This window comes from Mesorhizobium sp. B2-7-2, from assembly GCF_006440775.1.
Classification (GTDB): Bacteria; Pseudomonadota; Alphaproteobacteria; order Rhizobiales; family Rhizobiaceae; genus Mesorhizobium.
On sequence record NZ_VFTZ01000016.1, the window covers coordinates 101,423 to 120,166 of the forward strand.

The 18,744-nt window shown below is 58.5% G+C and carries 15 protein-coding genes; 2 read left to right on the plus strand and 13 right to left on the minus strand.

From position 1 onward, the window contains the following. Positions 1-595: 595 nt before the first annotated feature. Positions 596-1,939, minus strand: a complete 1,344-nt coding sequence (locus tag FJ425_RS21295) for a hypothetical protein (protein WP_140696752.1) — start codon at positions 1,937-1,939, stop codon at positions 596-598. Between the two features lie 322 nt (positions 1,940-2,261). Between FJ425_RS21295 and FJ425_RS21300 the strand changes: the two genes are divergently transcribed. Then, entirely contained in the window at positions 2,262-3,164 is a 903-nt protein-coding gene (locus tag FJ425_RS21300; protein WP_084015715.1) for a serine protease, read from the plus strand. Between the two features lie 196 nt (positions 3,165-3,360). On the opposite strand, the gene FJ425_RS21305 is transcribed toward FJ425_RS21300, so the two are convergent. From FJ425_RS21305 to FJ425_RS21320, 4 genes are read right to left on the minus strand one after another with little or no spacing between them, the layout of a single operon-like run. Continuing rightward, positions 3,361-4,410 (minus strand): hypothetical protein, encoded by a 1,050-nt coding sequence (locus FJ425_RS21305; protein ID WP_064993455.1) that lies wholly within the window; start codon positions 4,408-4,410, stop codon positions 3,361-3,363. Then, on the minus strand, positions 4,407-5,756 hold the full coding sequence (locus FJ425_RS21310; RefSeq protein ID WP_064993454.1) for a tyrosinase family protein: 1,350 nt from the start codon (positions 5,754-5,756) through the stop codon (positions 4,407-4,409). Before FJ425_RS21310 ends, FJ425_RS21305 begins: the two co-directional genes overlap by 4 nt. Positions 5,757-5,789: 33 nt before the next feature. Then, complete coding sequence (locus FJ425_RS21315) at positions 5,790-6,989, minus strand: hypothetical protein (protein WP_064993453.1); 1,200 nt, start codon at positions 6,987-6,989, stop codon at positions 5,790-5,792. Positions 6,990-7,005: 16 nt separating this feature from the next. After that, a complete protein-coding gene (locus tag FJ425_RS21320) occupies positions 7,006-9,120 on the minus strand; it encodes a hypothetical protein (RefSeq protein ID WP_064993452.1) in 2,115 nt (704 codons plus the stop codon). Positions 9,121-10,633: 1,513 nt separating this feature from the next. On the opposite strand from FJ425_RS21320, the gene FJ425_RS32095 reads away from it, so the two are divergent. Continuing rightward, entirely contained in the window at positions 10,634-10,780 is a 147-nt protein-coding gene (locus FJ425_RS32095) for a hypothetical protein (protein ID WP_224655927.1), read from the plus strand. On the opposite strand, the gene ubiM is transcribed toward FJ425_RS32095, so the two are convergent. The 8 genes from ubiM to FJ425_RS21370 all read right to left on the minus strand — a co-directional run bounded on the left by ubiM (position 10,770) and on the right by FJ425_RS21370 (position 18,744). Further along, on the minus strand, positions 10,770-11,951 hold the full coding sequence (ubiM, locus tag FJ425_RS21335; RefSeq protein ID WP_064993451.1) for a 5-demethoxyubiquinol-8 5-hydroxylase UbiM: 1,182 nt from the start codon (positions 11,949-11,951) through the stop codon (positions 10,770-10,772). The genes FJ425_RS32095 and ubiM overlap by 11 nt on opposite strands. A 129-nt stretch (positions 11,952-12,080) precedes the next feature. Further along, positions 12,081-12,371: a hypothetical protein gene (locus FJ425_RS21340; RefSeq protein ID WP_084015713.1), complete on the minus strand. Its 291-nt coding sequence runs from the start codon at positions 12,369-12,371 to the stop codon at positions 12,081-12,083. A 727-nt stretch (positions 12,372-13,098) separates the two neighbouring features. Beyond that, positions 13,099-13,254: a cbb3-type cytochrome oxidase assembly protein CcoS gene (gene ccoS, locus FJ425_RS21345; RefSeq protein WP_064993450.1), complete on the minus strand. Its 156-nt coding sequence runs from the start codon at positions 13,252-13,254 to the stop codon at positions 13,099-13,101. Beyond that, positions 13,254-15,539, minus strand: a complete 2,286-nt coding sequence (locus FJ425_RS21350) for a cation-translocating P-type ATPase (RefSeq protein ID WP_064993449.1) — start codon at positions 15,537-15,539, stop codon at positions 13,254-13,256. The genes ccoS and FJ425_RS21350 overlap by 1 nt, the downstream gene beginning before the upstream one ends. Continuing rightward, on the minus strand, positions 15,536-16,033 hold the full coding sequence (locus FJ425_RS21355) for a FixH family protein (RefSeq protein ID WP_064993448.1): 498 nt from the start codon (positions 16,031-16,033) through the stop codon (positions 15,536-15,538). Before FJ425_RS21355 ends, FJ425_RS21350 begins: the two co-directional genes overlap by 4 nt. Next, a complete protein-coding gene (ccoG, locus tag FJ425_RS21360; protein ID WP_064993447.1) occupies positions 16,030-17,589 on the minus strand; it encodes a cytochrome c oxidase accessory protein CcoG in 1,560 nt (519 codons plus the stop codon). Before ccoG ends, FJ425_RS21355 begins: the two co-directional genes overlap by 4 nt. A gap of 139 nt (positions 17,590-17,728) precedes the next feature. After that, positions 17,729-18,592 (minus strand): cytochrome-c oxidase, cbb3-type subunit III, encoded by an 864-nt coding sequence (gene ccoP, locus FJ425_RS21365; protein ID WP_064993446.1) that lies wholly within the window; start codon positions 18,590-18,592, stop codon positions 17,729-17,731. 2 nt (positions 18,593-18,594) lie between these two features. Further along, the gene (locus FJ425_RS21370) at positions 18,595-18,744 is read right to left on the minus strand and encodes a CcoQ/FixQ family Cbb3-type cytochrome c oxidase assembly chaperone (protein ID WP_013533256.1); all 150 of its coding nucleotides are present in this window, start codon (positions 18,742-18,744) and stop codon (positions 18,595-18,597) included.

Genomic DNA, 18,744 nt, shown 5'->3' on the forward strand with positions numbered 1-18,744 from the left:
GCGCCGAAAGCGGATTGTTAATCAGATTGCCTAAGCGAGATAGCGAACGGATACATCCATGAGCGCCACCGCTGTGCCTCCGCCTGGCGCCCAACGGCTGTTCACTTGTTATTCAAGGCGAGGCCGAAGATGTAAGCTGATCGAAACCTATCCCGGCGAGAGCCATCAAGTCGCTTGGCAGAGCGACGTCGCCCGCCGTTTTCCCATTTTCGCTTGAGATGAATGCGATCAGTGCGCTCACTTCTGCGTTGCTCAAAGTTCCAGGCGCGTTCCTTGGCATATTAGTTTTGATGAAACTGAACAGGGCACTGACGCTGCCAGGGAACCACTTTTGTGTAAAGACAGAGCCTCTAAGGGGGGGGCCGAATCCCCCCGAGAGGTCGGCCTTATGACAAAGCACGCAGGTCGAAAGGAATTTGGTCCGACCGGCCCCAGCCTGATCGGCAGAAAAGGTAAGTGGACCTAATGTCGCCGCGTGGCCATCACCCTCGGGGCGATCGGTTGCTCCATTACTTGGCAATGCAATCACTAAAGCCGCGATTGCCAGGAGCATCGCGCCCAAACAGCGCCTGACACTCATCTCGTCAGCCCCCTTTCATTTTTGAAATGGACAGGAGGCGGGCGGCGGACCTGCAGTTTCTGGCTTTGCACGGAACGGTATTGACATCACGAAGTCGGTCTGGACGAAGTCGTCAAATACATTATTACGCGTAACCTGCAGATTGGCCGATGGGAAGCCTGGCCACGGAACGAGCGTACCGTCAACAGATTTGGCAAGTACAGCACCATCTGGCACGGGTTCTTGGTTAGGCAACCCGATCTGAAACAATCCGGTGTTCAGAGGGTTGAAAAATCGCGGTGATGCGGCTTTCTTGTCCCATCCACCGTATGAATGGCAGCTAATGCACGAGGAGTTTACAAAGCCATTCTCGATATGGGCATCTGAAAGCACAATTGGAGAGCCGGTCGTGTCCACGAAATTGACCTGCGTCCCTCCCAATTTATAGTTCTCCCAAACGGTTCCCGCGAGACTGGCTGGCATTTGCGCTGTGTCGGGATACTCCCTTCCAGGTTGGCTGGGGAGCGGCTTTCCAGCGAATATCTTGTGATGAAAGGTCGCCCAGAACCAGTTTGGAACGTCTTTCGTGAGGATGTGAAGCGTCTGTAGCCCAAAGACGACTTTCGTTGCTCCTGTTGATTGTCCAGAGCTGAGCTGCCCATTCTTCACATAGAGTACTATTGAATAGAAATTGTTTGGAACGCCCGACCCAATCTCGGCATCGGTGAATTGCACCCAAGCAGCTTTGACTTCAATGCTCTCTGGAGGGAAAGTGATCGGTCCGACCGCCTTATCAAGTACCGCCTTAGCGTACCTCGCCAATCCATCTCGACTATACAGACAATTCGTACGAATGAAGTCGAACGTCGCTTTGTTCATATATGTCTCGCCGAGACCGCCTACGCTTCCGATATAGACACCCTCTCCTGATGTATTGAACCTTGCGCTTAATGCGGCTTGTTCATGAAAACCTGGCTGCTGCCCAGGCGCCTGACCAAAAAGATGTCTTTCGTCGTTCGCATCGGTCCAATCGGCCGGGTAACTTCCGTCGTCCTTGAATACCTCGCTATCTGCTAACTTCCACGTCTCCCAAACAGAAGTGGTACCTGGCGCTCCAGGACGGCGCGAACAGTCTGGTACTCCGCGAGATTTAGGGTCTGTCGCGACCGCAGGTTGGACCAACGTAGCGAACAAATCCCAAGCGTGCTTGCTGGGATTATCCATCGCATCGGTGCGTACGGGCGACGGAGGACAAAAATCGGCGGGTGTCGCAGGCGGCTGCCCTGCGGCCACCGCGGGAGCAAGCGCGCAGTCCCAACCAACAAACAATGACAAGCAAGTCGCAGCCTGCATCAATCGACGTCCAAGGACGCTGACCATAGCACTCTCCCGAAGTATTAAGTCTTGTCAGTAAAGCGCGCTGCCAAGAGCTTCCATGACCTGGAACATTAAATGGGCAACAATATATAATGCCGGACTAGACGCCAAAGCCAAAAGCGCCCCCCCTGCGGTATGACCATATCCCTCAGAGTCGATTGACGCAATACCGCTTGCACGCGACGACAAAAAGATTAATTGTCAGGGCAGAGACTATAATACAGGCACGTGCGTTCGCGACGGGCATACGTACACTTATTAACTGAGGAGAAGGGCAAGCACGTCACACCTGCGAGAGAGGCACATAACCTTGGGAGGGATTGGAATGCAGGTATTTGCTGGATTGGCTGCGATTGGCTTTTTTGTGATAGAGGTACTGTCAGTCACGCCTGCAGCGGCGGGAGGACTGGGGAATATCGAGCGCCTCCAGAACGAGGTGCAAGACATCGTGAAGCGGGCGAAACTGCCCGACGCCGATCAGAAGTTGATACTCAATTCGATTCGTGTGGACCCTCGCATCGTTGGCGGCGAGGCGGTGGATTTCAAGCAAAATGAGTGGCAGGTTGGGCTTGTAAGGGCGGTCGCCCCCGATCCACAACGGTTCCTGTTTTGCGGCGGGTCGCTTGTGGCGCCAGGCTGGGTCCTAACGGCGGCGCACTGCGTCGACAACTTCATCGTGAACAAGAACCCAGCCGCGCTAGACGTCGTCGATGGCACGAGTTTCCTGCCTGCTGGCGGCGAGCGTCTCAAGGTAACCAACATCATCATCCATCCGAAATGGGACTCGCAGCTTAACGAGTACGATTTCGCACTACTTCAGTTGGCGCGGGACGCGAGGATGGGCCGACCGATTGCGCTGATCCCAGAGGGTTCAAGTTACCACGGGACGGCCTACGTTACGGGTTGGGGAGCGATCTTCCAAGGCGGAAATACGACGACCGACCTGCTCGGTGCAACCGTGCCCATAGTGCCGAATGATGCGTGCAATGCGAAGGACAGTTACAACGGACGAATTACCTCGGCGATGATATGCGCTGGCAAGGAGGACGGCGGCGTCGATTCTTGTCAAGGCGATAGCGGAGGGCCACTAAGTGCCGTTGTAGACGGGAAGCGCCAGCTCGTCGGCGTTGTGAGCTGGGGCGAGGGTTGCGCCAAACGCCTGAAATATGGCGTCTACGCCAACGTCGCGGTTGCAACCGTGTGGATAGCCAACACGCTGGCGCGCTGAGCTATTAGTCCGGGCTTGAAGCGAGTGACTCCGTTGACGGGACTATTCGGTTGTCACCTTGCCCGTTGATTTTAGGGGCAAGGTCAGGTGTTGCGAACGTTGGTCCGCCTAGCGCAGGACCGAGTCCGGTCTACGGCTTTGCAGCTGGATCGAGAACAAGAACAAACGCGGTTAGGAGGATCATGCAAGCCGACCGCTATTGGAGCGGACGGCCTTTGTTGAACATTTGGTTAAGCTCCTGAAGCGGAGGCGCATTGAGGTTTGATCGGGTTAGCGCGTCGGTTTCCTGTGCTGCCTTCAACTTGTTTTGTAGCGCTCTTTTGAGCGCCGCCCATTGCGCGGCATCGAGCTTCCCAGCCGATTCCGCGCTTTGGGCATAGTTTCGCACCGCCGCTGCATAGACGAGCGACGGTGTGTTCGGATCGGTGGCGACGGTGAGTGCGTAGGACGTGAATGTCGGATCATATTGACCAAGCACTTGAGCCGCCGCGGCTCGAAGAGCGGGCTCCGCCTGGTCGTTGAGAAAAATCTTGTTGCGAATCAAAGGTCGGTCTCCTGGAATTGAGCCAAGAACCGCCACGGCAGCCAGTCGCGCTTCCGCGGGCCCCTTATCCAGAAAATCCAAAAGGCAGGCACGCGAACGCGCCTCAGGTGCTTGCGTGCAAAGTTCGGCCGCTTGCTTTGGTGTGACCGCTCCATTGGCTAGGGCCTCCGCCAGCAAGGGCGAGGCTTCCTCCGCGGAGGACCTCACCAGCGTCTTTAAGGCGAGCATACCTGCCTCGGATCGACTTTGGCGAGTTGCCAGCCTCAATGCGTCGAGCGCCACCTTGTGCTGGTTTTGAACGTAGCTTCCCCATATTGTGCCCGGGTGCATCGCGGGGTCGTGATTGCCGGCGTCGTGACCGGCCATGACGACCGAGTTAGCCAAGATTCCGACTGCGGATTTTCGCACGTCTTCGACGGGATCCGTTACCAACTCCGCAGCGACGGGCAGAGCCGCGTCTTCGGAAATCAACGCAAGACCTTCGAGCGCCTTGCTGCGTGTTCCTGGATCAAAATTCGTGTTTGCGGCGGTGACGCGCAGTCTTTCGATCTCGCCTGCGTTCTCCAGGAGATACGCCCTGACACGCGGATCGGGATTGGGGGGCTGGCCCAACTGGGCCAGGCACGGCGCAGCCAAAAGCCAAGCGCTAACCAAGGCGGAAACGAAGATGCGGCTGTTATTGTTGCCACCCATGTAGGTCATTTGAGAGGCCGTCCGAGATAGTCGATGTCGTCGTAGCAATATCCCAGCGCCGAGGAGGCCTGTTCGGATCCTAGGTAATCTAGCATTCTTGCTGGCGTGAGCGAAGCGGCCTCGGACTTTGAACTTATTCCGGGCATCTGATGCGACGTGGAAGGCCATCCCGATGCTTCTGCGGGATCTGGGTATCCCCAAGGCCACATCGGATCGTCGGCGTAGGTGCCCTTCCTGTATATGCCCGCATCTGGCCCGGTTCCTGGATATTTCCCCAGGGCTGAGTACGCGTCCTCATCATTCCCGCTGAACCGGGAATAGGTGGCCTGCCAGTGTGCCCAAACCCTATCCACGTTGGCATGCAGCAGGAAGAAGAGTGGGTCGGCGGGCGAGTCGGCCGTGGCAAGCCAGCCGCCCAGGTTTCGATGCACACCGCTATGGAAACTACTCTCGATTTGGCTATGGAATATCACGAACGCGCGGTGGAAGTTCGCCGGTACGGCTGGATCAAGGACGCCTTGGCTTGGCGCCACAGCTGGGTCTCGAATCAGCCGACCCATTTGTGGATCGATCCAGTCGCCTAGACCTGGCCCGCTGACGAACGGCACACCTGGCACAGTCGCTCCCATGAAATCATCGGAAAAAACATGGTCCGCAGGCTCATCGAAGCGCCAATATGGAATGGTCACACGCGGGTCGACCTGCTGGAGGCGACGTTCAAGATCAAGGAGTAGCGCTCGGTGCCATGGCAAAAAAAGTGGCGACCTGTGAATTTCAAGCTGATTGGCCGCTTCATGGATGCGAACGAACGGTTCGTAATCCGACGACGCGGCGCTGTTTTGGATATCGTGAAGCTTCTTCAAAGCGTCCAGAAAAATTTGGACTTCAAATCTCGTCAACGACTCCGCGTTTTTTCGCACCCGCACCATCACGTCCACCGATCCAAGCTCCAGGCCTAGGTCATCAAGCGCGATCACGCGCACGTCTTTGGCGCCAGTGGAGGCCTTCGTCCCCATGATCCAGAACGACGCCCATGCCCCATTCGAGGGAAGGGGCAGACTGAGAGTGGAGGAAGGAGAGTAAGACTTCTTGTCGAGGACTTCGGCTCCGTTTAGCTGGAAGGCCACATTGCCGCTGCTGTCGGTAGAGACAGCAGAGAGGGTTAGATGTTGTTGCGCTGTCGACGACTTGCTTAAGAGTCGAGCTCGCGAGAGAACAGGAGTCCAGCAAATATAAGGACTGCTATCGTGGGCGCCGTCGCCGATTTGTATTTCGACCGACTGAGCCGTTGATCGACCGACGGCGGCAATCGAGATGAGGACGCACCAGAATATTAGGCCGAGAAGAATTCGCATTGCACCCTTGCGATTGGATTGCCACCGTCGAAATCATTGCCCTGGCGCCGTCACTCGCACAACAGTCTCGGCCCCACCGTCGGCGGGCGCATTGAAAAATGTAAGGGTGGCGTCCGCAGTCGTGGGAGGCTTATCGGAAACGAACGAAAAGTTATAGGCCGAACCCCAGCGAACCGCGTTTGCGTTGGTGTCTTCGGAAGATTTGCGCGTTGACCAGATTATCTGGTTGCCTTGAATGCGGCTGTCCCAGGCGTCGTTCGACCATATCTCCCCATTCGAATGTGGAGCTTTGAATGAAGCGCTGCTCTGGTCAATCTGCTGCTCAGGCACTGCAAATGCCTGGACAGCGAGATCGCTGTTCATATTGTACACGGAATAATCGTACCGGAACTTCCCACCGGCGAGGGGCTGGGCCTTGGAGCCTACTAGGATATACGTCTTCACCCCGTTCTCATCAAGATCGACCTCGGAGAGCTGCGCCCCGTACTCTTTCCAGGCGAACAGAGCCGGCTGCATCCGCACCTCCGGGCTTTCGTTTCGCAACACCCACGCTCCAGATCTTAAGATCGGTTTGACTTCCCTATAGGTCACATTGTTACGTGCGTTACCGGCTGTCGCATCGTCGGCGGTGATGTACTGGGCCTCCACGAAATACCGCGCGCCTGGCGTGAGCAGGTCAGCTTCGTCGACGAGCAAGATCCGTTCCGCTGGATCGCTTGGGGGATAGCCGGTCAGATCTTGTGCTTTGGATCCGTCAAATTCAACTTTTGCAGAATTGGTTATTCTGCTCCGAGGCCCAAGATTACGGGGATCTGAATTGAGATCCTCAGTATACAGGTCGGAGCAACCGGGACGCAACTGGCTTCCCCCGGCCCCAGCCTGGCAGGTGCGATGCATTTCCGGTATGCCACCGCAATCGTTCTGATTCGTCGCGTAGAATCCGTGCTTGACCCAAGATTTCGCCAATTGCTCCATCCTTCCATCTGCCAAGCGATAAAAGTTGAGGGTGATGGCTGGATGATGTGTGTCCGGAAGGCGCTGCCAATTGAGTGGCGAATCCCCAATATTGCAGGAATTGGTTGAAGCCGTGAGACCGATCTTCGATCCGAGCCGGCTGTCTTCCCGAGCGTCGTCGATGAATCCCACGATCACATCCGGCCCTGTCGCGGCCGCTTTGAGGTTGCTCGACAGCAGCGAAACGACGACAACCGCGATCCCATATGCTATACGCATGACTTACTCCCGTGGGCTATTTAATATCGACTTTTAGCAGATGGTCAGCGGCGCTGACGCGCTCCCCGCCCTGATCGAAACCAAATCGCTTGGCAGCGACACGAATGAGGTACCGCTTGTTCAGCGATGCCGGAAAATACAATCTGTATTGCCTTGGTGTCAGCGTAGGGGCGGGGTTGATCCAGCGCATATGCCCCTGGAAAGACATGTCGCGGAGTACGAATATTGTCCCATCCGTGAAGACACCCCCTCCCAGGTCGCTAAACCCTAACGCCTTGGTCTGCTCGATGCTTGGAAAGTCACCACTAGCCGGCTCCGCACCATCAGAGGGTATACCGACCTCGTGTATCGCTACGTTAAAGCGTACATCATCGCGCTCAGGGACTCCGCCGAATGAATTGATATACGTCCAGTCAAGCCGGATGCGCTTTGGCGACAATTCCGAGGAACCGTCGGGATTGTCTTCAATGCCCACTGCGAAATTTTGAGGACCTGATGGATCTCCGATCCTCGTCGCCTCATCCATCGTGGACTCGGGAGTTGGAGCATCGGTGTAGGTTTTGAGGGAGCGCGAATCTCCATCAGCGTTCTCGATAACCGCGCGAAGCTTATCCCAATCAGCATCCGAGATGGGAGCAGGTTGAGGGTCGGAAACGTCATTGCCTTGCGGTTCCGCGTACATCCACGGATGAATTTTACCTGCGCCGGTCCGAAGTGCCCAGTCGGTGCGGAAACTGTTTTCCAACCCGCTGTCTCCGGCAATAGAACCGAGGCGTCCTACTGCATCCGATGCAAAGCGTCCGGTGCCGTTGTTGGTGAGTCCATGGCATGAGGTACAATTTCGTGCTGGATCTACAATCGTGAGGTCGCCATCGAGCGTGCCCCTGTGAGCTGCGGTATAGTCCGTCCCAACCACTCGGTAGGGGGTCTTCGAGTTCCGGGTACGCTCGGGGAGCAGATCGCCAAGGCTGAACGCCGCGGCCTCATCTTTGTCGCGATAACCCACGCGCGCTTGCTTGATATAGGGGGTAATGATCCTGGGTTCTTTGTTATCGTGGCACGCGGCGCAGTCGACCCTGAAAGTCGCGTCGTATGTCTTGGATGCCAGAGTCCGACCAGCAGTGTCGTTGTATCCGCCTCCTCCTGGTGCCACAGTAGGCGTACTCCAATCGAACTTTATTCCTTCATAGCTTCCGTCGAAGAACGCCAATTCCCCGCTCACCTGGTTGAAGCCGATGTAACCAAGCAGCGCATAGGAGTTGTCGTTCTCACTCCAATATTTCTCTGGTCTTAGAATCTCCGGGCCGTGGGTTTTCCTCGCAAGTGCGATCCATTCGACGTTTCCTTTTTCGATCCTAGAGAGTCTCGAAGCGGTACCGCATGGTGTTACACCGCCTGCCAGAGACGGCTTGTCGCATTTGTCGATGGTCGCCGTCCAATTTACAAACACACCGTTCTTGTCGCGATGCTCGTATTCGAGCGGAGAGCCAGATTTGGAACTGTTCGGCTTTAGTTCCGCTCGATTGCCGTCCACCTCCACATACGTGGCCCGCGTTTCGATAACTGACCCGTCAGAGCGGACAAATCGGCCAAGCGTGGTAACGTCGAACGGCGGGATCGGTCCGAAGACAGCTCTGACTTCATCGGCGTAGCGGAGGTTAATGTCTGTTTCTTTCGAAGCAGGTGCCCAAAAGATATTGCCGTTCCACCGATTAACCTTGGATGAGAAGTAGTCTCCTCTGCCCAAAAAATCCGGCGCCGCGTTGAGAGGTCGACTTGACGACCCTACCGCTAAGCGAAATTGATCAGTTATTTGTCCAAGTTTTTGATGTTGTTCCAGGAAAATTGAAAGCTGGTTGACGTACTCTAAGGTGCGAGAATCTCCCTCTGGCAACTGCGACATCGGTCTAGCAAACGGATATCGGGGCGCCTTTAAAAGTTCCCCCTCATTGATGAGAGCTTGGCTATTGGTCCGTTCGAGCGCGGCGGCGTCGAGATGTCGGATCAGATCGGGCGCGGTTTGCCGGACAAAATCGGCGAACGACTTCGGCCGCATCAGTTTCGCGTCTTGGGCCAGGGCACAGGAACCCGCCGCTGCAAAGGCAATCAGACTGCAAAGCAAGAGGCGCATGAACTCGACCCCCCCGATCGCGTCATGTATAATTGCACGAGTATACCTGGTTTAGCAATCAGAGATATGCATCCTCCCGGTCAATGTCCTGTAGCAGTGCTGGACGAGATACTTACGCGCTGTTTTTAGTGCACAAGAGCGGCTGCGCCGGGAAGGTAAGTCCAAATGCTATCTGGGCCCGCGGGATCGGCTGCAGGCACGTGAAAAAAAGCCGGCAGGCAGGAAATGGCCTGAGCACTGCGCTGCGGTTCACCGTTCGGCAGGATTGGTTTTGCGCTGGTGGTCACCCGGAATCTCGGAGCTGCCCGACGTGCTGAGCGCGGAGGAAGCGGCGCGGGTGCTCGAGCCGGCGCCAGGCATCAAGTACATGGCTGCGCTCGGTGTCGCGTATGGCCCAGATCTACACGGTCGGAGGTCACGCGTCTGAATAGGTCAGCGGCATCAATTCGAAACGCATGTTGGTCCGTGTCGAACAGGAGCATGATCGGTTCGATAAGAGTGCGGTCTAAGAGGCTGGACTTTCAGTGGGAGTTCACCTCGGAAGAACATCGAGGCTTTGATCGCGGCAGCACGAATGCGGCCCGCACCTTGCTCGTTGAGCAGAAAGCCGATTGCAGGCGATCTCTCAGGTGGTCGACTGAACCTTGTCGACCTGATGAGGTTGGTCTGCCTCCTCGATGCTGGGGGAGGCGAATTCTCGACGCATGGCTCGCATGAGGCTGTGTAATTGAGGCCTCAGTTCCGCGTTTTCCCCGAGCCGGCCGAAGGGATTGAGGGCGTCTGCATGGTTTCGGAAGTCCCTTCCGCAGTCCGCACAGTCGGGACAATCGTGTCGTTGCCTCTTGCTGATGCATGAAAATGACCACGTACCGGTGGAGGAAACCATAAAGAGCTTGCTGCACCTAGGCGCGCGTCACCAGCGGATCACGACGACTTTTTCAGTTCCATTGGCGAGTTCGACAGCCTCGGTGCCATCTTGCTTGCGGCTCTGGATTTCGCGCTCTCAACGGCTTCAACCCCGGCGGCAACGGCCGCAATGCTTCATCGACCTCGGCGACACAGACCAATGTTTCTTCCGGGAGGTCCTTGATTTGGTTTCAGCAACTGGCGAACGTTCATGGCAAATCTCCTTGGCGCTGCGGGGAGCAGATACCTGCTTTCGCCGGCGCGAACCATGGTTCGTGAGAAAAGTTCCGTTCGCCAGCGCACTGATCAAAATGCGGCGCGAGAGTATCGGCCTAGGTTAAGTTTGCTCCTCCAACCCATGCCAGTTCGCCGGCGCTTCGTGCTCGAACTCAAGGAGATCGGTAGCAGCCTTCCCCCGCCCAGAACATTCTGCTGGACGGCATCGAAGGAGATGTGCGCCGCCCACCTCCAAGTGCTCGGGTACTGCTTCGGATCTTTTCCAGTCGCAGTGGCCTGGAATCACGCGCAGTAATTTTCCAGTAAACTCAGCCTTTCGGAATACCATCCGAACCCACACCGTTAGGTCATTCAGCTCGCAGTACGGCCGATGATCCGCGCCGAAATGTCACCGTCACCGACCGAACAGGCGTTCGCCGAAGCGGTGGCAGTGATGATTTGGAGCGATGCCACTCTTGCCGAGCGGTCGTCGCAACAAGTCCACGAATTCCAGAGCTGCTGGTGCTTCACCGTTTGAGCATGGCCGAGATGCCATGCCGGATAAGAGGAACGTGTTGGGCGAACCGAAGCCCCGCATGGCGTGCAAGCCGTGCCGCCGGTCGCTCGCTTGAGTAGAGTCGGACGAGTATATTCGTAGCATGGTAGAGCGGCGCCGCCGACAGGCGCAGCCGCCTTTCGTATCTGTGCAGCATGTCGGGATCGGCAATGTCACGGCGGTCGCGACTTGCAGTCAGGATTGCATCGGCGAGTTGCTTTTGGCTGCTGAGACCGATGTTGAAGCCATGCGCTGTCACCGGGTGCATTCCAATAGCAGCGTCACCGATGAGTGCGGCACTCGGAGCCCTGAGTTCGTGCGCCCACGTGGTGACCAGCGGAAAGGCGTGGCGGCTGCTTGCCAATGTCATTTCCCCGAGACGGCCTTGACACCGCTTCGTCAATTCCCTGAGGAACAAATCGTCGTTGGAGGCAAGCAGTCTGCCGACCTCGCTTGAGGGCAGAGTGAGCAGCAACGAGGAGACCCCCTCCCCCAGAGGCAACATCGCTATCGTTTGATGGTGATCGAACCATTCGGTTGCCACATGGTGATGGGCGCGTTCATGCCGCACCCGACAGATCAGCATCGAGTGGCCAAGCCGATTGATGTCGGCGCCGATGCCGAGCAGATCACGCGTGGGAGACAGGCGCGAATCTGCGGCAACAACAAGCCTGGCGCTCAACTGCATGCCGTCAGAAAGCGTAACCACTGCTCCTTTGTGGCTGGTCCTTGCATGGACGACCGAGTGGCCGCACCGCAGCTCTGGCTGATCACGCAGCCGAACGATTTTGAACAGCGCATCGCGAATGCGGCAGTTCGGGACCAAAATTCCGAGGGGCTCTCCACACGCTCTTGGAGCATTAAAACGCAGAGCGAAAGCGCTCGATCCGTTGAGGACGCGTGCGCCTTGAAGTGGTGATTTGTCCGAAGCGGGAATGATATCCCAGGCGCCGAGCTCCCGAAGGATTCTGATCGAGGCATGAGTCAGCGCGATCTCGCGACCGTCGAACGCCGGATTCGCGAGCCTTTCCCGGGCCTGCGCTTCAACAAGTGCCACTTTGAGTTTGCTCTGGGCAAGCGAGGCGGCGAAGGAAAGTCCGACCGGCCCCGCGCCAACGACAATGATGTCGAAGCTGTTATCGGAGACGGCCATCAGCGTGGCGCCATCGGGTCGGCTCTCCAGTGTTCAGGCACGAATTGCGAAATCAAAAACGCCTTTGATGCTAGTTTAAGCACGACGCGCGCAAGCTATGGCCGCCTAAATAAGTGGCAAGCCGCCTTATCAGCGGCAGATGCTCACAAAGCCGTTGCTTGACCGCTGATGCTGGCAAGTAAGCGGTCGATCGGGCCGTTGCTGCGGCGCGATCTCGCGATCCTGGCCACGGAAGTGCTGCTGCTGCTGCTGATATTGCTGCCGCCGCAGCCTGTTCTCCAGCATCAGTAATTGGTTCTGCTCGACCAGCGCATTGCGATTGGCGGAGTTGAGGACTGGTGCCGAGGCGACTTGATCCGGCAACGTCGCCGTTCCCAGCATTCCCGACATGAAGATCGTCAATAGGCGAAATCGCGACATCTATACACTCCTGCAAACAAAACTTTGGCATACGCAGTTGCCCGGTGATGCCACCATGCCCGCAGGACCAGCGAACATGGCCAGCGTCTGACGCCGCTCTGCTGCCGTCCCGCGATGTCTTGAGCACGCGGTCAGCAGCCTCGCGTCCGAGCGCCTTGGGTTCACATCGACGGTTGTCAGTTGCGGACGCGCCGCAAGCTCCACAACGTTCTCAAAACTAGCGAGGGCTACATCGGCATGTATTAGCGAGCCATCTCGCAGAGCGGGTCGCACGCACCCTGGGCGATCTGATCGTTGCCGCCGGAGGTCGCGTTCAGCCTTTGCTCACAAGAATCCGGCCGCCGCCTTGCGCAGCCACGCTTCGGCCCACTTTTGGCTTTGGCCGTTCTTCGTGTGGGTCTTGATTCAAACCGATCGCCGAGGCGTTCGGCGGCGCGATTCGTCGACGTAGGCATGGATTCTCTCCCTGAAGGACTGGCCGATGAAACCACGCCGATGAGTAGATAACCCTGATCTAGGTCAAGCGGTGTGAGTAATCCGGCGACCGCGGTTCGACGATCACCCGCCTGCATATTGGGCGGAATGGGCGACGTAATCTTTCGAGCGACACAGGCTTTTCACAGATCAGCGTCAACCGGCGGCAGGTGAAGCTGCCTATGCAACCTCAGCAGTAGTTCCACTCGGCTTATCACCGGCATCCCAACAGTCGTCTGCAGAGCGGCTTGAATCAGCGTTCTGGCTTGTCTTCCTGGTCGACAAGGATACGCTCTGCTGCCCCGTCGAGATCTTCGTACTGACCGCTTTTCAATGCCCATAGGAAGCCAGACAGCCCAAGCCCGCCGAGGAGCAGGGTCCCAGGTATCAAATAGGCAAGCGTCCTCATTACAACTGTACCCGTCCGCCATTGTTGGAGTGTCTATCATTGGCAACAGTTTCCGCTGGTGCGTGCCGAACAAAGCCTTCCAGGCGCAATGCATTCCCGATCACCAGCAGTGATGACGCAGACATAGCAATCGCCGCGATAAGCGGAGTGGCGTGCCCTAGAATAGCGATTGGTACAGCGATGGTATTGTAGAGAGTCGCGACGGCGATGTTTTGGCGGATCAGGCTTCCTGCCTTGCGCGAGACGTCCAGCGCGAGCGGCACCGCCAGGAGGCTTTCGCGCAGGAAGACGAAATCCGCGGCGTTGCGGCCAACATCGGCGGCGGTGGCCGGTGCGATCGAGACATGCGCTGCGCTCAGCGCCGGCGTATCATTGAGGCCGTCGCCAACCATCAGAACCCTGTGCCCCACTTTCGCGAGGGTCTCGATGCGTTCGAGCTTGCCGGATGGCAGCAGGCAGGGAACGAAGTTGTCGATTCCGAGTGACTTCGCAACCTCGGCACAGGCCGCCGCGGTATCGCCTGACAGCATTTCCACGGGAACCCTGGCGTCGCTCAATTGATCGATGGCCGCTCTGGCGTCGACCCGCAACGCATCCTCGAAAGCGAAGGAAGCGACAATCATCCCGTTCTTCGTGAGAACGGTTCCGCCGTAGCCATGTTTGGCTTCGCCGCCGGTTCGAGCCTTCCATCCAGCCCATCCGCGTCGGCCCAGTCGCCAGGTGCTTCCCGCATCAGTGGCCTCGATTCCGAATCCCGGATGCTCGGTGACGGCATCGAATTTGAGCTGCCCGCCAGGAATGGCAAAGCCGGCTATGGCCTTTGAAAACGGATGACGCGAGTGCGCCGCCAGGTCGGCTGCGACTGCCAGCATGGCCGGATCGATCGACGGCGCGTTAACGAGCCGGGGCTGGCCAAGCGTCAGCGTTCCGGTCTTGTCGAACACGGCAATGTCGACAATTGCCAGGCGTTCCATGGCGGAGCCGTCCTTGACCATAATGCCGTTCTCAAACAGGCGCCGCGCGGCGACCACCTGCACGATCGGCACGGCGAGGCCAAGCGCGCAGGGGCACGTGATGATGAGAACGGCGATGGCGATCGTCATCGCCCGGTGCCAGTCGCCGGTCGCCACTATCCAGCCCAGGAATGTCACGAAGGCGGTGAGATGAACCATGGGCGCGTAGAGCGCCGAAACGCGGTCGGCGATACGGCGATATTGCGCGCGGCCGCCCTCGGCGGCCTCCATCAACCGGACCATTTCCGCCAGGAATGAATCTTTTGCGGCGGCTGTCGCCTCAATCGTCAGCGGGCCGGTAAGATTGAGCACGCCGGCCTGTACCGCTTCGCCCGGCGCTACGTTTTTCGGCGTGCTTTCGCCTGAGGCCAGCGAGCAGTCGAGATCCGACGTTCCCTGGATGATCTTGCCGTCGACGGGGATCCTCTCACCGGCCGCGATCAACATCCGCATGCCTGGTTCGATCTCGCCGACCGGCAGATAGTCGCGCGCGCCATCGCCGCGCAGCACCATGGCGCCACGCGCGGCCAGCTGAGACAGGCCTTTCACGGCAGTTCGGGCACGCTCCCGCATCACATGATCCAGCGTGCGTCCGATCAAAAGGAAGAACAGCAGCGATACCGACGCGTCGAAATAGGCGTGGTCGCCATGATTGATCGTCTCATAGAGGCTCATGGCGTAGGCGAGCGAAACACCGACCGCGATGGGCACGTCCATATTCATGCGGCCATGACGCAAGGCGTTCCAGGCCGACCGGAAGAAGATGCCGCCGGCGAAGGCGAGGGCAGGAATGGCGATCAGCGCCGAGACCCAGTGAAACAGGTCGCGGGTAGCACCTTCGGCGCCGGACCAGACAGAGACCGAAAGCAGCATGATGTTGCCCGCCGCAAAACCGGCAACAGCGACGGCGCGGATCAGTTCGGCAAGCGTCTTGTCCTTGTCGTCGATCTCGGGTGCGAACAGATGCGCCTCGTAGCCAAGCCTGCCAAGCGCGGCGACGAACGGTGGCACCTCGTCTCCACGCCACCGGACCGCGACCCGTTTCGTCGACAGGTTGACGCGCGCGCTTTCGACGTGATCGAGCTTTCCAAGTGCCGCCTCGATCGTCTGGATGCAGGCGGCGCAATGAACCGTCGGCACTGAAAGGTCGGTCTGCCGAAGATCGTCGCCAAGCGATCGGCTCGCCAACCTGATTTCCTGGCTGGATGGCAGGACCCATGTGGCGCCGTTCAGATCCAGCGCCGTTTCAGCGCCCGGTGCACAACAGCTCATTGCAGAGCCCCATGAGAGATCATGATCCTGCTGACGTCGCGATAGGGTCGTGCCAGGCCGGCATCGGCGTCGACTTCGACGATCCAGACGCCGTCCTTCGGCATCTGCTGCGCTGCGAATTCCTTGCCTGAGGCGAGGGCGAGCGTGACGGACTTGTCGTCTTTCTCGTAGGCGGGATGACGAAACAGCACCTTGACGCCGTGCAGAGGAACCGGCTTGCCGGCCGCGTCGGAGAGGCTGTAGCGGACTTCGCCCCATGCGATGGTCAGCTTGCCGGTCCAACCGAGCGCGGCTTGGGCGCGGCCGGCCTCGGCCTCCTTGTTGAATTGCTGGCTCGCCACATATGTGTTCTCGACGACAAGGCCGGTCCAACTGGTGTTGGCGAGCGTGGCCATCGTCAGATTGACCGCGATGACCACGCCGAAGAAGGTGAGAATGATGGCCAGCATGTGCCTGCCGGTGAATTCGCGAGGCTTTTGGGCATTGGCGGTCATTTGGCGGCCTCTGGCGCGTTGAATGTTGCGGTGTACTCGTTCGACTCGGAGCTCGCTCTGTCCTCGACACGGAACTTGAAGGTCTGTGCCGGAGCGTGGATCTGGTCCGCCGGCTGGCGAACGAAGACCTTCAACGTTTTCAGGCGATCGGGCTCGACCGGGATGGCAAACGAGCGGCCCGCCTTGATGTCGTCCCCGACCACGCTCATTTCGCCTCCTTGCAAGCCCTGCATGGTGACAACAATGATCCGCGGCTCGGGGATCATGTTGAGCAGTTTGACGGTGTAGCCGTTGCGGATCGAGCCGTCGGACAACGTTACGAATTGCGGATTGCGATCGTGCAGCACATTGACTTCGAGCCTGTCGCGCGTCAGCAGCGAATAGAGCAGACCCAGGCCGATCAGCGACCACAGACCCATGTAGACGTAGGTGCGTGGCCGGAAGATCTTGCTGACATGGAAATGCGCCACCTTGTCGGAGAACAGGCCATCAGCGGTCCTGACCAGCGACGGGTTGACTGAACTGGAGCCGCCCGCGGTCGCCAACATCATGTTGGCGTTGTAATCGGAGAGCGTTGCGTAGGAAATCAGTCCGCGCTCTTTGCCGAGCTTGTCCATGACGCCGTCGCAGGCGTCGATACACAGCGCGCAGGTGATGCATTCGAGCTGCTGGCCGTCGCGAATGTCGATCCCCATCGGGCAGACCGCGACACAGGCATTGCAGTCGACGCAGTCGCCGACGGACTGCCCTGTCGCTTGCACCTTCTTGGCGTGACGCGAGCGCGGTTCGCCGCGCCAGTCATTGTAGGTGACGGTAAGCGAATTCTCGTCGAGCATGGCTGCCTGGATGCGCGGCCATGGGCACATATAGGTGCAGATCTGTTCGCGCATCAGGCCACCGAACGTGTAGGTGGTCGCCGTCAACACGGCGATGGTGATGTAGGCGACAGGCGCGGCGGTACCGGTGAAAAGTTCGCGAGCCAAACTAGGCGCATCGGCGAAATAGAAGATCCAAGCACCGCCGGTGGCCGCGCCGATGACCAGCCAGATCGTGTGCTTCGATAGGCGCAGCACCAGCTTGCGGGCGGTCCAGGGACCAGCGTCAAGCTTCATGCGGGCGTTACGGTCCCCCTCGACCGCACGTTCGACGACAAGAAACAGGTCGACCCATACGGTCTGCGGACATGCATAGCCGCACCAGGCACGGCCGACAGTCGAGGTAATCAGGAAAAGCCCAACGCCGGCCATGACCAGGAGGCCGGCCACATAGAAGAATTCCTGGGGCCATATCTCGATGAAAAAGAAGTAGAAGCGCCGGTTGGCGAGGTCGAGCAGCACGGCCTGATCCGGAGCAAATGGACCGCGATCCCAACGCAGCCAAGGCGTCAGGTAGTAGATGCCGAGCGTGATCGCCATCACCAGCCATTTGAAGCGGCGAAAGTTGCCCGAGACGCGCTTTGGGAAGACTTTCTTGCGTCTGGCATAATGCGGCTGGCGGGTATTCGAGGAATTTGGGGCCGAGCCTTCGAGCCGTTCAGTTCGCGTATCATTGCGCACGTGCGTACCACTCCCATCCGAAGTCAGAAGGGGATTTCGTGCCGCATCGACGAGCGGCGCAGCCGAAATGGTGTCGAGGCCCGGCTTGCGCCGGGCCCCGTCGCTTGGCAGGGGGAGGCCGAGAATAGGCCTTGCCTTCCTATTCTCCGCCGCCAAGCGAATGGACATAAACCGCAAGCTCCTTGACTTTGATCTCGCCGAGACGGCCGAGCCAGGCCGGCATGACACCTTCCTTTGGCGCGCGGACCTGGGCTGCGACCGCTGCCTCGCCGGCCCCGTGCAGCCAAATGGCGTCGGTGAGGTTGGGGCCCCCAAATTCCCTGTTCCCTTCCGCGTTCTCACCATGACAGGCGACGCAATTGTCGGAAAAGACTTTGGCACCGGATTGGATCAGACTTGCATCGGCGACCTTGCCAGAGAGGCTGACGACATATGCGCTAACCTGCTTGATCTCGTCGGCGGTGATGATGTCCCCGAACGCCGGCATTTCCGACAGGCGCGTGTCCGGATCCGAAGCGAAGCGGATGCCATGGGTGATCGTCTGCTGGATCTGCTCGGCCTTGCCGCCCCACAGCCAGTCGTCGTCGTTTAGGTTGGGAAAGCCCTTGGAACCTTGGGCGCCGGAGCCGTGGCACTGCGTGCAGTTGACCTTGAATGCGGCGCCGCCGGCGGCGATGGCGAATTCGCGCAAGGCATCGTCCGCAGCGATCTCCGAGACACTTTTCGACTTCACCGCCGCGAGGTATTTGCTCTTCGCTGCTTCCGCATCCGCCAGTTCGTTCTTGACGTCATTGCGGCTCGAATAGCCGAGAACACCCGTCGTCGCCGAATGCAGCAGTGGCCATGCGGGATAGGCGATTGTGTAGCCGATCGCCCACACGATGGTGACGTAGAAGATGGTGATCCACCAACGCGGAAGCGGGTTGTTCAGCTCGCGGATGCCATCCCATTCGTGGCCGGTGGTCGAGACCCCAGAGACTTCATCGATGTGCTCCTCGCTCATGATCACTCGTCCTGAAGCGGAATTCGGGCAGCTTCGTCCGCCAACTTACGGCTGCCGGGACGCAGGACGAAGACACTTGCCCCCGCAAAGAAAAGCGCCATGGCAACCAGACCCCAGCTGTCGGCAAACTCCCGCATAAGATTGTAATTCAT